Genomic DNA, 19,639 nt, shown 5'->3' with positions numbered 1-19,639 from the left:
TTTTTTCATTTTCTTTTTCGTCATCGGTTCCGGTTTTTACCAGTCCCTCAAGCGATAGCTTTAGTATATTATCATACTCTGTCGATATTTGTCAACAACTTTTTTATTTAATTTTCATCTGCTTTCTAGGTCGATATGCAAATCAGAATTTACTCTTTACATATTGAATTTCAGCATCTGTTAATCAAGAAAAATTACTGTTTCAAGCGACAGCTTGACTAGATTACCACATCTGGCATCCCTCTGTCAATACTTATTTAGTTTTTTAATCTAGATTTAATCCAGATCCAGATTTTTAAAAAAGAGCTTTAGCACTGCAAACATCCAATAACTGCCGCTGTCAAGTCCAGGCAGCGGCAGTTATCCGTTCACAAATCTAAAGCTCTCAATATTTCCTTCTATTCTTCAACTACATCTGCATTGATAAAGCGATATACTCCTGTAGAAAGAATCTCATATCCTGTGATCTTGTCCTGATTGATCAGGCAGGTGTACACGTCATAAGAAATTGGCATATAAGCATACCCTTCCATAAGAAGTTTTTCTGCGGCATAGAACTTATCAAAACGTTCTTTTCCGGTAGAACCTTTCGCCTCTGTGATCAGCTTATCGTATTCCGGATTGGACCAGCTTGCATAGTTCATAGAGTTATCGCTTGTATATAACTCCAGATGTGTAAGCGGGTCATTATAATCTCCATACCAGCCACCGCGGCAGACATCAAAGTCATGGGCAACTCTGGTCTGGTGGAATACTGCTGATTCCATGTTTACTAATGTTACATCAATATTCAGGTTTTCTTTCCACTGCTGCTGGATAGCCTCTGCAACAGCCTTATTTTTCTCATTTGTATTGTAGAGCAGTTCTGTCTTTGGGAAACCTTCCCCATTTGGATATCCGGCATCTGCCAGTAACTGTTTCGCTTCCTCAACCTTGCTGTCATCCTCCGGAATACCGTAGTCTCCGCTCACCTCATTGAATACCTTTCCGTCACTGTCATAAATTACGCCCGGTATCAGGGAGTGTGCAGGCTGCTCTCCGCCTTTCAGGACATCTTCCACGATTGCCTTGCGGTCAATTGCGTAGGACAAGGCCTTGCGTACGTTCACATCATCAAACGGAGCTTTCGCTGTATTAAATGCATAGAAATTCGTGCCGTTCAATGGGCTGACCATAAAATTCGGGTCCTCATTGAGAAGACGCTGTTTCTCTGCCGGCGGAACCTCTGTGATTGCATCAATGTCCCCTGCTTCATAAGCAGTAAGTGCTGTTGTCTGGTCTACAATCATCAAAGCAATGATTTTATCAATTTTTACATTAGCAGCATCATGATAGTTTTCATTTTTCTCCATTACTAAACGGTCGCCAGCCTTATACTCTGTCATCTTATATGCACCGTTTGTGACAACCTTTTCAGGATCAAGTGCCCATGCACCATTCAGATAATCCACCTTATCCTCACGCAGTGGGAAGAATGTCGTATTAGCAAGAAGTGACAGGAATACCGGGTTATTGGAATTCAAAGTTACTTCAAATGTCTTATCATCCACTGCCTTATAAGACTCAATGCCGCCGGATTCAAAAATCCAGGAATAAGTGGATGCCACTTCCGGATCCAGTGCACGATTCCAAGAAAATTCAAAATCCTGCGCGCGGACTGGTTCCCCGTCTGACCACTTGTTATCTCTTAAATGGAAGGTATACACCTTTCCGTCATCACTGACATCATAATCTTCGGCTGCCGCACATACAAAATCATTGTCTTTTTCAATCATCAGTCCTTCATACATATGATTCAGTACTAAAGTTCCGTCATTTCCACTGTTCAGGCTCGGGTCAAGAGTCGTCGGCTCCATACCGATATTGAACGTAATTGATTTTTCCTTGCTGCCCGTATCTTCCGTCTTGCCCTTATCTTCCGGGGAATCCTTCTTCCCGGATGAACATCCGAACAACGTACCTGCCACAAGTGTTACTGCTAATAAAACTGATATGACCTTTTTCATAATTTTCCTCCTTTAATTTCTATCATTTCGTGACCACAGATTTCCGGAACTGTAAAGGTGATTTTTCCTGCCTCCTCATCAGAAAAATATTCTATTTCCTTTTGTCCCGGCACTATAGTTACGCTTTCTACAGGTGCATCCACACGCACGGCAATCTCTGTGCCGTACAGAGGAATCACATCCTCTACCATTTCCATCTTCTTTGCCTTTCTCACCGGAATATAGTGGAGGGCATGCAGTACATACCTTTCCTGATCCGGCTGGTGTGTCAGCTTCAGGTCCAGAGTAGACGGACCATTGTGCGTAACAAGAGGGCTGCCAAGAATTTCATATACTACATTTTTAAGCAGCTGTTTCACCCATTCGGTTGCATATTCCTCCTGAATCTTAAAAACCGGATGTGCAAACTGGTAAACACGTCCCTTCTGAACCAGTGCCGACGGGCCATACTGGTAGCTGCACGGTGTATGTCTGTGGCTGCAGTAATGCTCCCATGTCCGGTTAAAATAAGGAACCATCGTCTCAAGCAGAACGTCTGATCCTTCCCGGGGTTCTAAACTGGCCCCCCGCTCATACATAACAAACTCCATATCAGGGATCCCTGCTGCCACTTTTCCGGTCATAGCAATAAAGTCCGGGGAATATTCAGCATCGCCTTTTATATCAGCAGGCAGAAACGCCGCCGTGCTGCCGTCCTGCATGATTCCTGAATGGTAGGAGCTGATCAGCGCCCCGCCCTGCTCCACATATGCCTGTATTTTTGCCGCGGCCTCTTGACTGAGTTGCTCAATACTGTCAGGCAGGATAAGCAGCTTATACTTTTCAAACTCTGCCTGAGAGTCAATCACGTCAGCCTGTATACAAATATCATTTAAAAACTTCACTGCACCGGAAAGTTCATCCACAACAAAGGAAGACGACGCACCTTTGAACTCCATAGGCGCAAGGACTGCTGCCTCTGTAACAGGTATGGCCCCTTTACACCAGGGTTCCTTTTCTTCCACTTCTTTGTATACTTTCCCGATCAGTTCATATGTGTGTTTATTCATCTTCCCGTTTGGATGCAGCTGGTCCCCGATGGAACACCCGCAGCCATACGCCAGCGCCCGGAAACATTCATACTGCAGGGATGCCAGATAACGCAGGGATGAAAAGTCTCCCCAATCCAGATGAAAACGGCCTGTCTGCCCCGTCATCGGAAGCCCCAGTGTCCTCGCATACATTGCCGTAGGCGGGAAATGACCATACCCCCACGCTCCTCCGGGAAGTGATTCGATCTCGAAATGGGTAAAGGTATCTTTATTTTTTCTGTGCTGTGTCCCGATAAATCCTACATTGTAAAATACCGGGCAGCCGGGCTGAATCTCGTGGATAAATGCCGTGATTTCTGCCTGAAAGCGGTCAAACACAGTCTGCGCGAATTCATATCTAACCTTTTCATCTTCCACGTTCAGTCCCAGTTTCCTCATGCTGTCCATACAATGATTGCAGCAGCATGGTCCGATATTCAGAATATCGAGAAACAGGCCATCCACCTCTCCCAGACAATCAAAGATATCTCTTAAATGCTCTTTGAAAAACTCTACATAAGGAGAATTCAAACAAATATTGCGGTAAAATCCCGGCTGCAGCTGTGACACGCGGAATGGAGCACCCGATTCCTCCACACACAGCCAGTCATAATGTTCATGTGCAATCTTTTCGTCCCACTGCACGGTGGTATAAACAGGCACTTTAATATTACGCTTATGGCAGGCATCAATCTGCTCTTTCAGCAGGTTCTTCCTCTTCAGATTCGGATGGATCCTCTCCGGCATTGCCTTTGAGTCATAATATAGCCAGCCATGATGGCATCTTGCAAAACAAGTGATAGAGTCTACGTGTGCCTTTTCTACGGTTTCCGCAAACTCTTCCGGGTCAAACTCCGCTCCAATATCCGGGATCAGCCCGCTGGTATGGAAATCCAGATGAACCTGTCTGTACTTAAGTGTCTCTTCCATATCTATCTCCTTTTTTAAATATTTAACCCCTGCAGTTCTTCCGGTACGAATCTTCCGTCTTCCCTGATCAGCACGTCATCGAAATAAATCTTTCCCCCGCCGTATTCCGGTGTCTGGGCGAGGACCATATCCCAGTGTATCTTTGACTCGTTCCCATTGCTTGCGCCGTCACAAAAGTTCCCTGGCGTAAGATGGATGCTTCCCCACATTTTCTCATCCACACTGCCGTCATTCGTACATTTCCGGATATTTGGATTGATTCCAAAAGAGAATTCACCGGTATAGCGTGACCCTTCATCCGTATCCAGAATCCAGTTCAGTTCTTCTGTGTGGTTCGATGTTGCCTCCACAATTTTCCCGTCCTTGAAAACCAGTTTGATATTCTCGAAACAGATATCCTGGAAAACAGATGGAAGATTAAAGGTAATAAATCCGTTTACAGAATCCTTTACAGGCGCCGTAAATACTTCCCCGTCCGGTATATTCATCTTTCCGCAGCATGGCACGACCGGTATATCCTTAATGGAAAATTCAAGATCCGTTCCCGGTCCTGTGATATGTACCCTGTCCGTCTGCTCCATCAGCTTTTTCAGGGGCATTGCTTTTTCCTCCAGCTCTGCATAATCCAGATTGCATACACTATAATAGAAGTCTTCATAAGCCTCGAGACTCATATTTGCAAGCTGCGCAATCGCATGGTTCGGATAACGTAAGAGTACCCACTTCTTATCCATCCTGTACTGCCTGAGCATTGCCCTCGCGTTGGAGTAACACTCCATCCCCTCTTTCGGGACATCAGACATCTCGGCCGCATTCAGCATACCCCTGATGCCGATTGTAGCATCCATATTTTTCAATATATCCGCATACCCCTGATACTGCAGCTGCATCTGTTCTTCGGTACATTGTCTCAAAAGCTTTCTGTTCACGGACGCAATCTCATACTGCACAAAGGGCTGGGCCCCCGCTGCATAAATTTCGTCAATCAAAAGTTCAACCAGCGGGGTCGTATCTGCCTCATTCGCTTCGATCAGTACTTTTTCCCCCGGCTGCACATCCACACAGTAACGCACAAGGCGTCCTGCCAGTTCTTTCATTCTCTGGTCCATCTTAATCTCCTCCCTTAATCATATAAATGACATGCACAAAAATGTCCGCTTCCCATTTCCTTCAACTGCGGCTCTGCTTCATTGCAAACGCTCTTGGCATATTTACATCTGGATGCAAACCGGCAGCCTTTCGGCGGATCAATCGGGCTGGGTACTTCGCCCTCCAGCATAATCCGTTCCTTATGCTTATCCTTGTACGGATTCGGTATTGCGGACAGCAGCGCCTGCGTATATGGATGCAGCGGATTTTCATAAAGCTCGTCGCTTTCCGCGATCTCCACCAGCTGTCCCAGATACATGACACCGATCCTGTCCGAAATATGCCTTACCATAGAAAGGTCATGTGCAATAAATAAATAGGTAATGCCATACTTAGACTGGATATCCTCCAGCATATTCACAACCTGTGCCTGAATGGACACATCCAGTGCAGATATCGGTTCGTCACAAATAATAAAATCCGGATTCACTGCCAGCGCCCTCGCGATTCCGACACGCTGCCTCTGGCCTCCTGAAAATTCGTGCGGGTAACGGTTCGAGTGCTCCTGCTTCAGTCCTACGTTTTCCAGAAGCTGGGCAATCCTCTCCTGACGTTCCTTTCCTGATGCCAGCCTGTGGATGTCCAGCGGTTCCCCAATGATATCGCTCACTGTCATTCTTGCGTTCAGTGAGGAATATGGGTCTTGGAAAATCATCTGCATCTTTTTCCGGTAAGGAAGAAGTTCCTTTTCCTTCATCCGGCTGATGTCAGTCCCGTCGAATAAAATCTCTCCCTCGGTCACATCATAGAGGCGGATCAGCGTCCTCCCCGTAGTTGACTTTCCGCACCCGGACTCTCCGACCAGCCCAAAGGTTTCCCCCCTGTAGATCGAGAAATTGACATTGTCTACTGCCTTTACATACTGTGTCTTCCCCTTGCCGAAGCCTTTCTTCAAAGGGAAATATTTCTTAAGCCCTTTTACCTGCAGCAATTCTTGCTTTTCCATCAATTTTCTCCCCCTTCCTCCAGTAATGCCCTGACCTCGGGATTACAGAGATGGCATGCACACCTGTGTTTATCCCCAATTTTCCATTCGCTGCTGCACGCCTCCATACAGAGGTTCATTGTATGGGAACACCGGAAAGCGAAAGGACATCCGTCAAACGGGGTGATCAAATCCGGCGGAGAACCTTCGATCGGTTTCAGCCGTTCCCTGCTGCCTTTCTTCACATTCGGTATCGACCGCAGCAGCCCCTTCGTATAAGGGTGCCCCGGCGTATCGAAGATTTCCCTGCCCGGAGCTTCCTCCATCAGCCTTCCGCCATACATTACCTGCACGAAATCACACATCTCAGAAACCACGCCCAGATCATGTGTCACAAGAATAATGGTCGTATCTGTCTCTTTTCTGATGTCCCGCAGCAAATCCATCATCTGCGCCTGGATCGTTACATCAAGTGCCGTAGTCGGCTCATCTGCCAGCAGCATCTCCGGTGAACAGGCCAGTGCAAGTGCAATCATCGCCCTCTGGCGCATTCCGCCGGAAAATTCGTGGGGATAACAGTTTATTCTTGATTTTGCGGAAGGAATCCTGACGAGTTCCAGCAATTCGAGTACTCTTTTATTTGCATCCTTTCTGGATACATGTTCATGTGTCATGATCGTCTCGGCAATCTGGTTTCCAACGGTAAATACCGGATTGAGAGAGGACATCGGGTCCTGAAAAATCATAGAAATTTTCCGCCCCCTGATATGCTGCATCTCACGATTTGATTTCTTCGTCAGGTTCTCACCCTCGAAAATAATTTCACCGGATTTGACTTTTCCCGGGTGCTGGAGCAGTCCCATAATCGACAGGAGAACCGTACTCTTGCCGCTCCCGGACTCCCCTACAATCCCAAGGATCTCGCCTTTTTTTACAGAAAAACTGACATCCCTTACCGCCCTGACTTCTCCGACATGTGTATAAAACGATGTTTCAAGATTGTTGACTTGTAATATCATCTCACTCATAATCATTCTCCCTGCTTTTACGTTATTTTCTAAGTTTTGGGTCCAGTGCATCTCTCAGGCCGTCTCCAAGGAAGTTAAATCCCAATACTGTCAGGCAGATACACAGAGAAGGCAGCAGCAGCTGGTACGGATAGCTTCTTAATCCCCCGAGCGCATCACTGGCCAGTGTTCCCCAGGATGCCGCCGGTGCGCTGATACCAAGTCCGATAAAGGAGAGGAATGATTCTGTAAAAATTGCACTCGGAATGTTCATGGTCAGGGTAACGATAATCGTGCTCATGGCATTCGGGATCAGGTGCTTCAACATAATCCGTTTTCCCGATGCACCGATCGTCCTTGCCGCAAGAACGAATTCCTGCTGTTTGATGTTCAGCACCTGGCCGCGCACCTGACGTGCCATGTCTACCCAGTAAACAGAGCCAAGGGCAATGATGATTGTTTTGATACCGGGTCCCATCACGACCATCAGAAGCACCACATACAAAGTCAGCGGGACCGTACTGACGATATCGACAATACGCATCATGATATTATCCACCCTGCCGCCCAGATACCCTGCGATGCCCCCGTAAAGAACACCGATACAGAACTGTGCAAAGGTTGCAATCAATGCTACAAGAAGGGAAATCCTTGCCCCGTATACAAGCCTTGCAAGCATATCTCTTCCCAGATAATCCGTACCAAGGCGGTACGTCTTGTTCCACACCTTTTCCATCTCCGGTGTTTTCCCGTCAATTTTAAGTGTGAAGTTTTCCACAGAATTTGCGAGTTTCATGTCACCGTCTTTTCTCGCCTTCGCCGCTTTTGCCGCGCCAGAATAATTGAGTACGACCTTTTTCCCGCCGACGTTGTATACCTTTTCCCGCATCATCTTATTTTCATCTTCCGCCTCTACCCTCTCCTTAAGCTTCCCGCTGCCGTCCAGAGTATAAAGACTGTATTCTGAATTTACATACAGGAGGGTATCCTCATCCATGCGGTAAGCCTCAAGCCTGGGCGGTATATTGGTCATCGTCAGGTCCTGGCTGTAGTAATTCTGGGTGGTGAGTGCATATCCAAATACTGCAAATAATACCATCAGGACAATAATCACTGACCCCAGTATCGCAAGCTTATTTTTCATGAAACGCCTTCTGACATCCTGCCAGTATGTCAGACTCGGGCGGGTAATATCTTGTGATTCCTTGTTGGTAAAATAGACTCGTTCTACATCTTTTCGTGTAATGTGCTTTGCTGTATTTTCCATCCTGCCCTCCGTTAATCCTGAAACTTAATACGCGGATCCAAGAATGCATAGGCAATATCCACCGCCAGAATCATAATTGCCGCGATTGCTGCATAAAACATGGTCGTTCCCATGATTACGGTATAATCACGGTTGTTGATTGCCTCAACATAAAACTTTCCCATGCCCGGTATGGCAAATATTTTTTCGGTCACAAACGAGCCTGTCATAATGCCTGCTGTCATCGGCCCTATATATGTAACAACCGGGATCAATGCATTTTTTAAAGCGTGTTTGAAAATCACCTTCCGCTCCGGCAGTCCTTTTGCCCTCGCCGTGCGTATGTAATCCTGCCCGCATACCCCCAGCATGCTCGAACGGGTCAGCCGCAGTACATATGCAAGTGAAAATCCCGCAAGGGAAATGGACGGCCCGATATAACTTTTCCAGGAATCTAATCCATGTGTTGGTATCCATCCCAGCTTGGAACCAAACACATACAGGATCAGAGTTCCCAGAACAAACGTCGGTATCGCAATCCCCAATGTTGCGAATACCGTAGTCAGGTAATCTGGAAATTTATTTTGCTTTAAAGCGGCTATGATTCCAAAAGGAATACCCAGTATTATCACGATTGCCAGTGCAACCAGTCCCAGCTTTGCAGAGACCGGAAAGCTCTGTGCGATCATGTCTGATACCATGACACCGTCCTTTTTGAAGGATGGTCCAAAATCAAAAGTAGCCGCACCTTTCACATAGTCAACATATTGTTTCCAGACAGGGTCGTCCAGATGATATTTCTTCTCCAGGGCTTCGAGTACATTCTGGGGCAGGTTCCTCTCTGTTGTAAAGGGACCTCCCGGTACAGCCTTCATCATGATAAACGTAATCGTACAAACTAAAAACAAGGTGACAATAATCGAAACACAGCGTTTCAATATGTATTTTGCCATCTCCACACTCCTCCTTTACTAAATCCCTCTATCTAGCTTCCTCTTTCATGAACTGTATATTCTGTACACTCCTTTCTTTAATTATCGTCTTTATTTTGTGTGTTTTACATGTGGTAGTACTGGTACTACCAATACTCTTTTGTGCTAATCATACTTTATTAACCGATTTTTGTCAATACCATTAGATATTATGTATATTTCTGACAAATTCTGTCCCTGTAAAATATTGCAAATATATTTTTTTTCATTTATACTAGACTATACTAAACGTGGAGGTGATAATTTTATGTTGACCCCTATAAAGAAAACTGGAAAACAAGTTCTCTATATCCAGATCGCAGACTCTATTATGGAATACATAAAAGATAAAAAATTAGTAGTGGGGGACAAGCTTCCCAGTGAACGCGTATTAAGCGAATCCCTGAAAATCAGCCGTAACTCTGTCAGGGAGGCATTACGCTTTTTAGAAACACAGGGAGTCATTACAGTACACACCGGTATCGGTTCTTTTATTGCCTGTGACTGTTCCGCCCGTTCCGTGTATCTGCAGTTTACCCAGTTAAATTACCAGGAAACACTTGAAATCAAGATCGCACTCGAGATCCTGCTTGCCAGTAAAGTAGTGGATACAATAACAGAAGAACAGCTCACTGCCCTTGACCTGCTCATAGCAAATATGGATTCTGAAGGAACCAGCGGCACTCTTTTTCATGAGACAGACCTGAGGTTCCACAAGTATTTGTATGAGCTGTCCCCGAATGCGACATTAAAGAATATGATTTCCGATATGACTGATACGCTGGATAATTACTGGTCAATGTCAGGGGGATTTCCGGAGGATAATAAGAGTATAGAATTCCACCGCAATATCGTCCGGGGACTGCATGACAAGGATTTTGCATTTATTCAGGAAAGCTATAAGGATATGCTGGAGTATGATATTGAATTATTTCAAAAACATATTAAGGACCAAGAGTAAAGGAGGATTTTACGAAGATGAACCAACAGTTGAATGATTGGATTGACTCACACCGGGAGCTTATTATTGAGAGCCTCTGCTCCCTGCTGGAGTTCCCAAGTGTGAAAGATCTGCCGGCCTCAGAGGATATGCCTTTCGGCAAAGGTATCGCAGATTGTCTGGACTATATGCTTTCATTAGGGAAGACTTATGGATTTACGTCTAAGAATTTAGACGGCTATGCCGGATTTATAGAGTCTGAGCCCTATGGAGAAGAGCTTGTCGGAATCCTCGCACATCTGGATGTCGTACCTGCAGGGGAAGGCTGGACACACCCTCCTTTCGGCGGTACAATCGATGCGGACCGGATTTACGGCAGGGGGGCAATGGATGACAAAGGGCCTGTCATTGCCTCATTTTTTGCAATGCTTGCTTTAAAAGAATGCGGCATCCCTCTGAACCGCAGGTTACGGCTCATCATGGGGTGTGACGAGGAAAGCGGGCTGACCTGTATTGACCACTACCGCGAAGTGGAAGAGATTCCGACAATGTCCTTCTCCCCCGATGCGGATTATCCGCTTGTCAACTCGGAAAAGAATATTTACCATGCTTACTATGAGTGCAAGCTGGATTCTGATATCACAATTCAGTGCGGGGAGAGAGTCAATATCGTCCCGCCGCTGGCTTCAGCCATCGTGCCGTATGATATGTCCACGGTTGCAGAACTGGCTGATGATGCAATGAAAGCAGCCGGTTTTGATTACAAACTTTCAGGGACAGAAGAAGGAACCAAGATAGAAGTGTTCGGAAAGGCCAGCCATTCCTCGCACCCGGAAAGCGGAAAGAATGCCCTGCAGGGGCTGATTTACCTGCTTACATTACTGCCTCTGAAAGAAGAAGACCATAAAATCATACATTTATTGTATGATATGTTTAAGCTGGAGTACAACGGAGAATCTCTGGGCCTCATGCGTGAAGACGAATCCGGCACCCTGACCCTCAACGTTGGTGTCATGCAATGGACACACGAGGGATTTGAAATGCAGATAGATGTCCGGGCCCCGCTCAGTACGACCCGCAAAGAAATCGAAGATACGATCAATGACAGAATTTCAGGAAGTGGAATCATATGCGCGGATAAGACAAAGTTTGTAGATGGTCTGTATGTCCCGGAAGACAGCGAACTCGTAGCCAAGCTGCTTAAATCATATAGAGATTTCACCGGGGACTACAGGCCCCCTATGAAAATCGGTGGCGGCACATATGCCAGAAGACTTCCGAATGCAGTCGCATTTGGAATCGAATTTCCCGAAAAAGACAGTGTCATGCACATGCCGGACGAGTATATTGATATCGAAGATCTAATTCTCGACACAAAAATACTTGCCCATGCAATGATGGCATTGGCAAGTACAGAATAAATACTGAATATTCTGAAAACGGGGCGCAAAGGGGTCAGACCCCTTTGCGCCCCGTTTTCAGAATTGTTTATCAAATTCATCTGTTACAGTGACTTAATACATCCTCTATCATTTCCTCTGTGAAGCAGCCTCCCGAAAGCATCTTCACCCATCTCAATGGTGTAGTATCATAGGCATTCTGTATAAATTCCGGTTCTTCAGTAAAAATCGGATACCCTTTATCACTGCACCACTTCATCCATTTTTCGAGTACAGCTTTCCCCTCGGGACTTCTGGAAATCTCAGCAATTGTGCTGTTCTTATCACATTTGCACCGGGGCAGCTCATCTCCTTCCAAAACGATGGCCTGTTTCATCCGAATATCTCTGGAGGATGCACCCACAAGTATCTCGTATTCGCCGGATTCTACCTGCCATGATCCGTTTTCGGCATCATAATAGCGGAACGCTTCTTTTGGCAGGTGGATCGTGATCTGCTTTTTCTCTCCGGCCTCCAGCCAGACTTTCTCAAAGCCTTTCAGTTCCTGCACGGCCCGTATGATTCCTGTTTCCTTTTTCTGTATGTAAATCTGTACTACCTCTGCGCCATACATGTCTCCGGTGTTCTGCACTTCGAGCGTGACATCTGCGGTATTTTCTTTTTCCACACTGACAGATAAATTGCTGTAAGTAAATTCTGTATAGCTTAAACCATGACCAAACGGATATAAGGGTTCTATTTTCTTTTTATCGTAATATCTGTATCCTACGAAAATCCCTTCTCCATACCTTGTTTTGTTCTGCATTCCCGGGAAATTCAGATACGAAGGATTATCTTCCAGCCTTACAGGGAAGGATTCTGGCAGCTTTCCTGACGGATTCTTTTTACCAAACAGAATATCCGCAGCCGCACCGCCTGCTGCCTCACCTGCGAGATACGTCTCAAGAATCGCTTCTGCCTCATTGGAAAACGGCATTTCTACTGGTGATCCATTACATAATACGACAATCACTGCAGGATGAATCCGGGTAATCCGGTGGATGAGCTCCGTCTGATTATGCGGAAGTTTTATATCCTCTTTATCCTCACCTTCATTCTCAGCCCGTTCCGGATATCCTGCAAATATGATAACCTTGTCACAGCCATTCACTACAGCTTCTGCCTCTTCCAGCAGCAGCCCGTCATCACCGCCGTCCAGCAGGTAGCCTTTTGCAAACACAGCCGAAGGCTCATATACCCTTATTTCTTCAAACGGGCTGTCCACGTGGTAAGGATGTACCTTGCAGCTTCCGGTTCCCTGATAACGGATGTCGGACGCAAGTTCTCCTAAAACAGCAATCTTTTCCCCAGATGCAAGAGGCAGTACCTTGTTCTCATTTTTCAGGAGAACCATACTTTCCCCGGCTGCTTCTCTGGCCAGTTTATGATGGGTCTCCCAATTTATTTCCGCCGAAACCGGCACGTTCTTCTGCGCCCTCGCCTCAAGGATGTGGTCAGACAGGCGCAGTATCCTTGTCACAGCTTCGTCTATCTTATCTTCGCTGATCTCACCATTCTTTAGTGCCTCCAGAAGTATCCTGTCGCTTTCCCCCTGGTTGCCCGGCATTTCCAGATCAAGCCCCGCCTGTACAGATTTTACCTTTTCGTTTACCGCACCCCAGTCCGAAACGACTGCCCCGTCATATTGCCATTCCTTTTTCAGCACCTGATTCAAAAGCCAATCATGCTCCGACGTATAGGTACCGTTCAACTTATTATAAGAACACATCACAGTCCAAGGCTTCGCCTCTTTCACGACACTTTCGAAGCAGGCCAGATACAGTTCTCTTAATGTGCGCTCATCTGCCAGAGAATCCGATACCATTCTTCTCGTTTCCTGATTATTTGCCGCAAAATGCTTCAGCGATGTCCCTGTACCGTTTTCCTGTACTCCCCTGATATATCTGGCAGCAAGCTGTGATGTCAGATAGGGATCTTCAGAAAAATACTCAAAATTTCTTCCTCCCAAGGGACTTCTCTTTAAGTTTACGCCCGGTCCCAGCAGGATGTCGACATCTGCCGCAATACATTCTTCTGAAAGAGCTTTCCCTATCTCGTACAGAAGTTCCCGGTCCCAGGAACAGGCCAATGCACAAGCCATAGGAAAACAAGTAGCAGGCAGACTTTCATTCATCCCTAAATGGTCTGAAGACGTAACCTGTTTCCTCAGCCCGTTCGGTCCGTCTGTCATCATAAATGACGGAAGATTCACATGTTTCACTTCTTTTGTTGTCCAAAAATCCGCCCCTGACAGTAATCCTACTTTTTCCTCTATTGTAAGTTCCTGTAATTTTGATTCCATCTTTTCTTCCATTATTCAATACCCTCTGCTTTCTTCCTTGCATTTGCTTCTCTGATCTTGAGTTCCGCCATAATCTGCGGATATTCTTTATCCAGTTTATAGAAAACCAGACACACAATCTGAAGTGCCACCATAACGATCGGAACATACAGATACATAGAGGAAATTGCAGAAACCGCCGACTGGGGCTGAACCTCAAGCATACCATTGAACATATTGGCCGTTAAGATTGCACCTACAATTGCACTTCCTATTCCGGCGCCCGCTTTTGCGCCAAAGGTAGATGCGCTGTACAGAAGGCCTTCTGTCCTGACTCCTGTCTTCCATTCCCCGTACTCTACTGTATCCGCCATCATAGCATATAAAACTGCCCAGAATGGAACGGTACCGAGACCTTTTACAAGTGTTGCAGCGACAACCATTGTCAGATTTTCCGGCTGAACCAGCATCAGCAGACAGCCGCACAGGGTAATACAGCATCCGGCAATTGCCAGCGGTTTCTTTCCAAACTTTTTAATCAGTGGTGCCATGAACGGGATTCCGATAACGGCCGGAAGATTCAGCGCAATATTGATCGGACCCATGAGAGTCTCATTTCCAAGGATATATTGTGCATAATATACTGTTGTTGTTCCGCTGAATGTCGTATTGATTGCATAAAGAAGCCAAACACCGATCAGCAGGAGCCAGTAATTATTTTTAACAACTGCTTTTAATGCTTTCTTTACCGGAACCTGTTCCTGAACTCCCAGTTCCTCCGTTACTCTTTCTCTTGTACACTTAAAACATATCAGGAACATTGCTACAGCAAGCGTAGCATAAATGACCATCGTCTTAATCCATGCTGCCTGATCACCGCCCAGACTTTTGATAATCGGCAGTGTGACAGCAGTCACAACCATCGTTGCGAGCATTGCCATTGTCATACGCCAGATGTTGATAACAGACCTTTGGTACTGGTCTCTTGTCATCAAGGTGTTCAGCGCACCATAAGGTACATTAATTGCAGTATAGAAGACTGTCATAACTAAATTGTATGTGATAAACGCATAAACAATCTTTACAACCATACTTGCATTTCTAGGCACACATACCAGCAGAATACAGGCAATTCCGAAAGGAACTGCCATCCACAGCAGCCATGGACGTGCTTTTCCGTATTTTGACCTTGTCCTGTCTATCAAAAATCCAATCAGCACATCTGAAATTCCGTCAAAAATCTGTGAGAACATCAGCACGGAACCTGCAGCAGCTGCAGAAATCCCCACTGTATTTGTATAAAAATATGTAATCAGTGAGCACGCCAGCGCGAAAATCAAATTACTCGCGAAATCACCCAGACTATAGGCAAACTTTTCACCTATCCCTACTTTTTCCATGTCAGAACGCATCTGTTTCATAACAGGTTCCCTCCTCTACCAATTCTTATATAAGTTTCTGGGCAATGGCAGTGCCCTGAACAATTCTCCTAAGCTTCTGTCACAATATTCCCCATCCTCCTGCGGAGCTTCTGCATATTCCAGAAGTTCCGGCAATTTTCTGTCCTGTCCTTCATGCTCCCGGTATTTCCTTTGACATTCTCTCAGTTTCTGTTCGTCCTCCCATACCGGAGAGATACAGCCAGCCGTATGGAACCGGCCCGGAAATTCAGCGCCCCACTTTAATGCCCCGTAAGCCCCTTCTCCTGCTCCGGCCACAAAACATTCTTCTCTCCGTTTGGAAACCGGGAAATAAACTTCTGCCTTTGCCTTTACTTCCTCTGTCAGATAGGTCCAATACGCGCTGCCTCCCATATTTTCATAACAACCGTTGTCCACGCTCGGCATAACAACTGCTGTCTGGTTTTCCATTGCATAACGCTCCACCGATGTATTGCGTATCCAGTCAATCCCAGTGCCATTCCTGCCATGAAGCAGATACACTACTGGGAATGTGCCTACTTTTAAAAGTTCCTCACGTTTATAAAAAATATCCGGTTCAGGTATAATTACCTCCATCCCCATCGTTTTCCCCAATATATCTGAATGATAATTACATTGAATCCATGCCATCGTCTATTCCCTCCTCACTTTTCAGCCAATCAAAGAATCTTTGGATGCTTACATCCCAGAACGGCCAGTTATGGTCCCCTTTCCACTCTTCATAGTGAACCGGAAGACCAGCCTTTTCTGCTGCTGTTTTAAATGCCTGGTTCTGTGCATAAAGGAAATCCTCTGCACCACAGCTTTGATAAAGCCTCGGCATACATTCCCTGCATTCTCTAAATCCCTCTAAAAGGTGGATGGGGTCCGCGTCTGTTCCCTTCAGACTGCCTGAATCCTTCACTCCAAAAGCGCGTTCCATCATAAACTGTGTCTGTGCCTCATCCATAAAACCAACCGACGTACTGCTCATAGATGTCAGGTCTACTGCGCCGGAAAATGTCCCTGCCGCTGAAAATACTTCTGGATTATTCAGTGCAATCCGCATTGTGCCATATCCTCCCATTGAAAGCCCTGCGATAAATGTCTCCTCTCTTTTGTCTGACAGCGGGAACATCGCCCTTGTAAATGCCAGGAGTTCCTTTGCTACATAGTCATAGCAGTTATACCCCATAGGCATATTATTGTAGAAGCTTAAACCCGCCTCCGGCATTACCACAGCAATGCCATGCTGCGCAGCATAACGCTCTACACTTGTAAAACGAATCCAGTTTGAATAGTTATCGGATGCCCCGTGCAGAAGATACAGGGTCGGAAAACGTATATCCTTTTCCCCTTCCTTTACATCTACTTCCGGCAGAATCACATGAATGTCAGTCGTCATCCCCAGGGAATCTGAACCAAATGAACAATGTATCAATGCCATTTTTATTTCCTCCTTGTTTTGATGACTTTATTATATTTTTTTTACTGAAAGTAAGATAGCCTGTTTTCTTTCGTATTATTGCATATTTTCTTTTATTTTTTATCCTTCAAATTAAGCATTTTGCCATACTATTTCCGTAAGGATAATTTTTCACTATTAAAAAGTATATTTATATACAAAAAAAGCAGACTCTCTATTGAGAATCTGCTTTTTCCAGTAGAATAAGCTTCACACTTTGCGGTGGCAGCGCCAGTTCCGTCTGCCGGAATTCTTCGTTTGACAGCAGCATACACTGATATTCAGGAACCGTACTCTGCCGTAGGTACAGGACCTCTTCCGCCGACAGAGATGAAGGCGCCCCCATCTTTATCCACGCTTCATAGGAGCTTCCTCTTTTTTCACTAATCGTGTACTCACGCATCTTAATAAACTCCCAATCCCCAATCCCGTCTAAGAGCAGATGATACCGGATTCGTTCTCCATCCAGAAATGCCCCTGTCCGGTGTATCCTGTCAACACCATTCAGATGCCTGTAACGGTAAAGTTTATTAAAATGTACACAATTATAAAGAAAAATCTGGATCTGTCCGGATATTTTCTTTGTGATAAAATATCCGTCTCCTCTGGCAACCATATAATCTCCCAGTTTTGCAAGCAGTTCCATACAGTAATATCCGCTTTTCTTAATACTCTGGCACGTAAACAGACCAAAACCGCCATGAAATTCTTCCTGTGCGGGAGCGACTTCTTCGATATAATCACTCAATCCCCAGTATCCAAAAGCAGACACCCTGTCATAATTCTCCAATAGGCTTTTTGCAATGTATGCCGCCTTGAAACTGGTATCATTCGTCAGATCTCTCTGCCAGATCGTAGAATTCCATTCAACGAATACAATCTCCGGCACTTTCCCATCCCTCTTCTTATGGTACTTCTCAAGACGGTCCAGTAAATGCCCGATATACTTTTCATCCCAGCTGGTCACCCGGGAAAACGCCTCCGGTGTTTCGATTAGAACAATTTCTTCCCCTTCCTCCTTCTCACCCTTCTTAGAAGGATAAAGGTCTATAGCAAGAAATTCCGGACTGCAGTGTGTCCTTTCCGTATACTCTATAAATTGCTCGTAAAATCCCCCATCCTCCCAAATATAATAGGAATCCATAGCCGGTCCGCCCACCTGAATCTCCGGATGAACCAACTTTAACACTTCAAAAGATTTCCTGTATAGTTCAAAATATTCTGTTATTTCATAATTTCCATAATATGAATAACTGACTGGACCTGTCCACGGTATAAACCTCCACGACAATACTTCCTCTTCCCCATAACGCTCCATTAGGTGAACAGTAAGATTTCTCACCAGGCCACACCATTTCTCCATGTTGTTCGGCATCCCCATGTTTACAGATTTAATAAATATTTTTTTAGACTCTTTTGACAATACCGAGGGCATGAAACTCAATTCCACATAAGGTTTCAGACCGATAGACAAGAAAAAGTCAAACAACATATCTGTATACTTATAATTATAGACCGGGGTACCGTCTTCCTCTTCTCTATACAACATCATATCATCATCCAGCAGTCCGTGAAAATGAATATACTGAAAGCCAATTTCTATCTGGATTGTACGAAGCTGGTTCTGAATAACAGCCGACAGACCTTCCTTGGCAAACCCGATATTCACCAGTGTTTTCCAATGATGTCTGAGCCGTTTTCCTTTGACTGACACATCCACATTTATTTTTCTGCTTCTGGCGCGTTCCCTGATACCATGTCCCTGTATTGTTTCCTGGCTCTTATATTTCAACAGTTCATAGAATAACTCCTGCTCTCTTTCATCTGGTTCCTTCTGAACCAACATCTGGTTTCTGAATTTCACCGGTGTCATTTTATAAAACTCATGAAATCTCTTAATAAACTGTGTTGCATCTTTAAAACCACACAGATGTCCAATCTCGGTCACAGAAAGTGCTGTATTCAGTAGTTTCCCGGCGGCTGCCTGCAGGCGTACCTGGTTAAGATACTGGTTAAATCCGATCCCCGCCTTCTTCTGGAAGTATCTGGACAAATAATTCATGGACAGATATTCTTCTTCCGCAACCTGCTTCAACGTAAGCGGCTGGGCATAATCCTCATGTATCCTCCTCAAAATACGGCTGAGCCGCTCCAGAGAATGGTCCTCCGTTCCTCCTTCCAAAGAACTTTTTACCGCAAATCCCTCCCCGAGAAAATAAAGTATCCGACATACATAACTCTTTACCAGAAGGCTGTCATTCTTTTTTTCTTTCACACAAACTTCGAAAAGGTCCGCCACCAAACGGCGCAATTCCTGAAAAGCTTCCCTGTCATTCTCCTCCTGCTGGTCACTGCGGCAAAAGATCTCCCATTCCTTTCCCAGCTTCATTCCCTCTGTCGCTTCTTTAGAAAAGGAAACCGTCAGAATATCCGCTTCAGATTCTCTTAAAATCTGGTAAAGGCAGAGTGGATTCACCACCCATAAATCACCGGCCTTCATAGGGGCAAGCTCTCCGTGGCAGCTAAAAGCACACTCCCCCCGAAGGACGAGCAGCATATTCAGATTGCCGCTCCAGTGCAGCTGCCTCTCTTCTTCCTCATTCAGAATAAACCTCACCAGTTCATGCATCGAACCATCCCCCATGATCGTAAATCGCAAAGGGGTCTGACCCTTTTGCGGTCCGTTTTCAGAAAATTCTCAAAATATCCTGTTGTACCATCATCTGTATATTACAAAAAACGATACCTAATTGGTACCGTCTCCCTCATTCCGTCTGTATATATACCTT

Annotated in this window: 14 protein-coding genes; 2 read left to right on the top strand and 12 right to left on the bottom strand. The window is 45.4% G+C overall.

Annotated features, from left to right (window positions below):
• Positions 1-398: 398 nt before the first annotated feature.
• The 7 genes from ABIN22_RS22915 to ABIN22_RS22885 are packed head-to-tail and all read right to left on the bottom strand — an operon-like array spanning position 399 to position 9,286.
• A complete protein-coding gene (locus tag ABIN22_RS22915) occupies positions 399-2,006 on the bottom strand; it encodes a peptide ABC transporter substrate-binding protein (protein ID WP_109734034.1) in 1,608 nt (535 codons plus the stop codon).
• A complete protein-coding gene (locus tag ABIN22_RS22910) occupies positions 2,003-4,006 on the bottom strand; it encodes an alpha-amylase family protein (RefSeq protein WP_346911515.1) in 2,004 nt (667 codons plus the stop codon). Before ABIN22_RS22910 ends, ABIN22_RS22915 begins: the two co-directional genes overlap by 4 nt.
• A 14-nt stretch (positions 4,007-4,020) precedes the next feature.
• Positions 4,021-5,115, bottom strand: coding sequence for an aminopeptidase (locus tag ABIN22_RS22905; protein ID WP_118622912.1), 1,095 nt, complete (start codon positions 5,113-5,115; stop codon positions 4,021-4,023).
• A gap of 14 nt (positions 5,116-5,129) precedes the next feature.
• Positions 5,130-6,101, bottom strand: a complete 972-nt coding sequence (locus tag ABIN22_RS22900; protein ID WP_148481968.1) for an ABC transporter ATP-binding protein — start codon at positions 6,099-6,101, stop codon at positions 5,130-5,132.
• Positions 6,101-7,108, bottom strand: a complete 1,008-nt coding sequence (locus ABIN22_RS22895; protein WP_346911512.1) for an ABC transporter ATP-binding protein — start codon at positions 7,106-7,108, stop codon at positions 6,101-6,103. The genes ABIN22_RS22900 and ABIN22_RS22895 overlap by 1 nt, the downstream gene beginning before the upstream one ends.
• Before the next feature lie 22 nt (positions 7,109-7,130).
• Entirely contained in the window at positions 7,131-8,354 is a 1,224-nt protein-coding gene (locus ABIN22_RS22890; protein ID WP_346911510.1) for an ABC transporter permease, read from the bottom strand.
• Positions 8,355-8,365: 11 nt separating this feature from the next.
• Positions 8,366-9,286 carry an ABC transporter permease gene (locus ABIN22_RS22885; RefSeq protein ID WP_109734028.1) on the bottom strand — a complete coding sequence of 307 codons (921 nt, stop codon included), beginning with the start codon at positions 9,284-9,286 and terminating at the stop codon, positions 8,366-8,368.
• A 190-nt stretch (positions 9,287-9,476) separates the two neighbouring features.
• Between ABIN22_RS22885 and ABIN22_RS22880 the strand changes: the two genes are divergently transcribed.
• Both ABIN22_RS22880 and ABIN22_RS22875 read left to right on the top strand, forming a co-directional pair.
• Positions 9,477-10,265, top strand: coding sequence for a FadR/GntR family transcriptional regulator (locus ABIN22_RS22880; protein WP_118622914.1), 789 nt, complete (start codon positions 9,477-9,479; stop codon positions 10,263-10,265).
• A 17-nt stretch (positions 10,266-10,282) separates the two neighbouring features.
• Complete coding sequence (locus ABIN22_RS22875) at positions 10,283-11,665, top strand: Sapep family Mn(2+)-dependent dipeptidase (RefSeq protein WP_346911508.1); 1,383 nt, start codon at positions 10,283-10,285, stop codon at positions 11,663-11,665.
• A 76-nt stretch (positions 11,666-11,741) separates the two neighbouring features.
• On the opposite strand, the gene ABIN22_RS22870 is transcribed toward ABIN22_RS22875, so the two are convergent.
• The 5 genes from ABIN22_RS22870 to ABIN22_RS22850 form a co-directional block, all read right to left on the bottom strand.
• The gene (locus ABIN22_RS22870; RefSeq protein WP_346911506.1) at positions 11,742-13,985 is read right to left on the bottom strand and encodes a glycoside hydrolase family 3 C-terminal domain-containing protein; all 2,244 of its coding nucleotides are present in this window, start codon (positions 13,983-13,985) and stop codon (positions 11,742-11,744) included.
• 11 nt (positions 13,986-13,996) lie between these two features.
• A complete protein-coding gene (locus ABIN22_RS22865; RefSeq protein WP_346911504.1) occupies positions 13,997-15,385 on the bottom strand; it encodes an MFS transporter in 1,389 nt (462 codons plus the stop codon).
• Between the two features lie 15 nt (positions 15,386-15,400).
• Positions 15,401-16,036 (bottom strand): alpha/beta hydrolase-fold protein, encoded by a 636-nt coding sequence (locus ABIN22_RS22860; protein ID WP_346911502.1) that lies wholly within the window; start codon positions 16,034-16,036, stop codon positions 15,401-15,403.
• Positions 16,017-16,832, bottom strand: coding sequence for an alpha/beta hydrolase (locus tag ABIN22_RS22855; protein ID WP_346911500.1), 816 nt, complete (start codon positions 16,830-16,832; stop codon positions 16,017-16,019). The genes ABIN22_RS22860 and ABIN22_RS22855 overlap by 20 nt, the downstream gene beginning before the upstream one ends.
• 193 nt (positions 16,833-17,025) lie before the next feature.
• On the bottom strand, positions 17,026-19,479 hold the full coding sequence (locus tag ABIN22_RS22850; RefSeq protein WP_346911499.1) for a GH39 family glycosyl hydrolase: 2,454 nt from the start codon (positions 19,477-19,479) through the stop codon (positions 17,026-17,028).
• Between the last annotated feature and the right edge of the window lie 160 nt (positions 19,480-19,639).

Source organism: Faecalicatena orotica (assembly GCF_905197545.1).
In the GTDB taxonomy this organism is placed as follows: domain Bacteria; phylum Bacillota; class Clostridia; order Lachnospirales; family Lachnospiraceae; genus Faecalicatena_A; species Faecalicatena_A orotica.
This window is presented reverse-complemented; position numbering and strand designations above follow the sequence as displayed.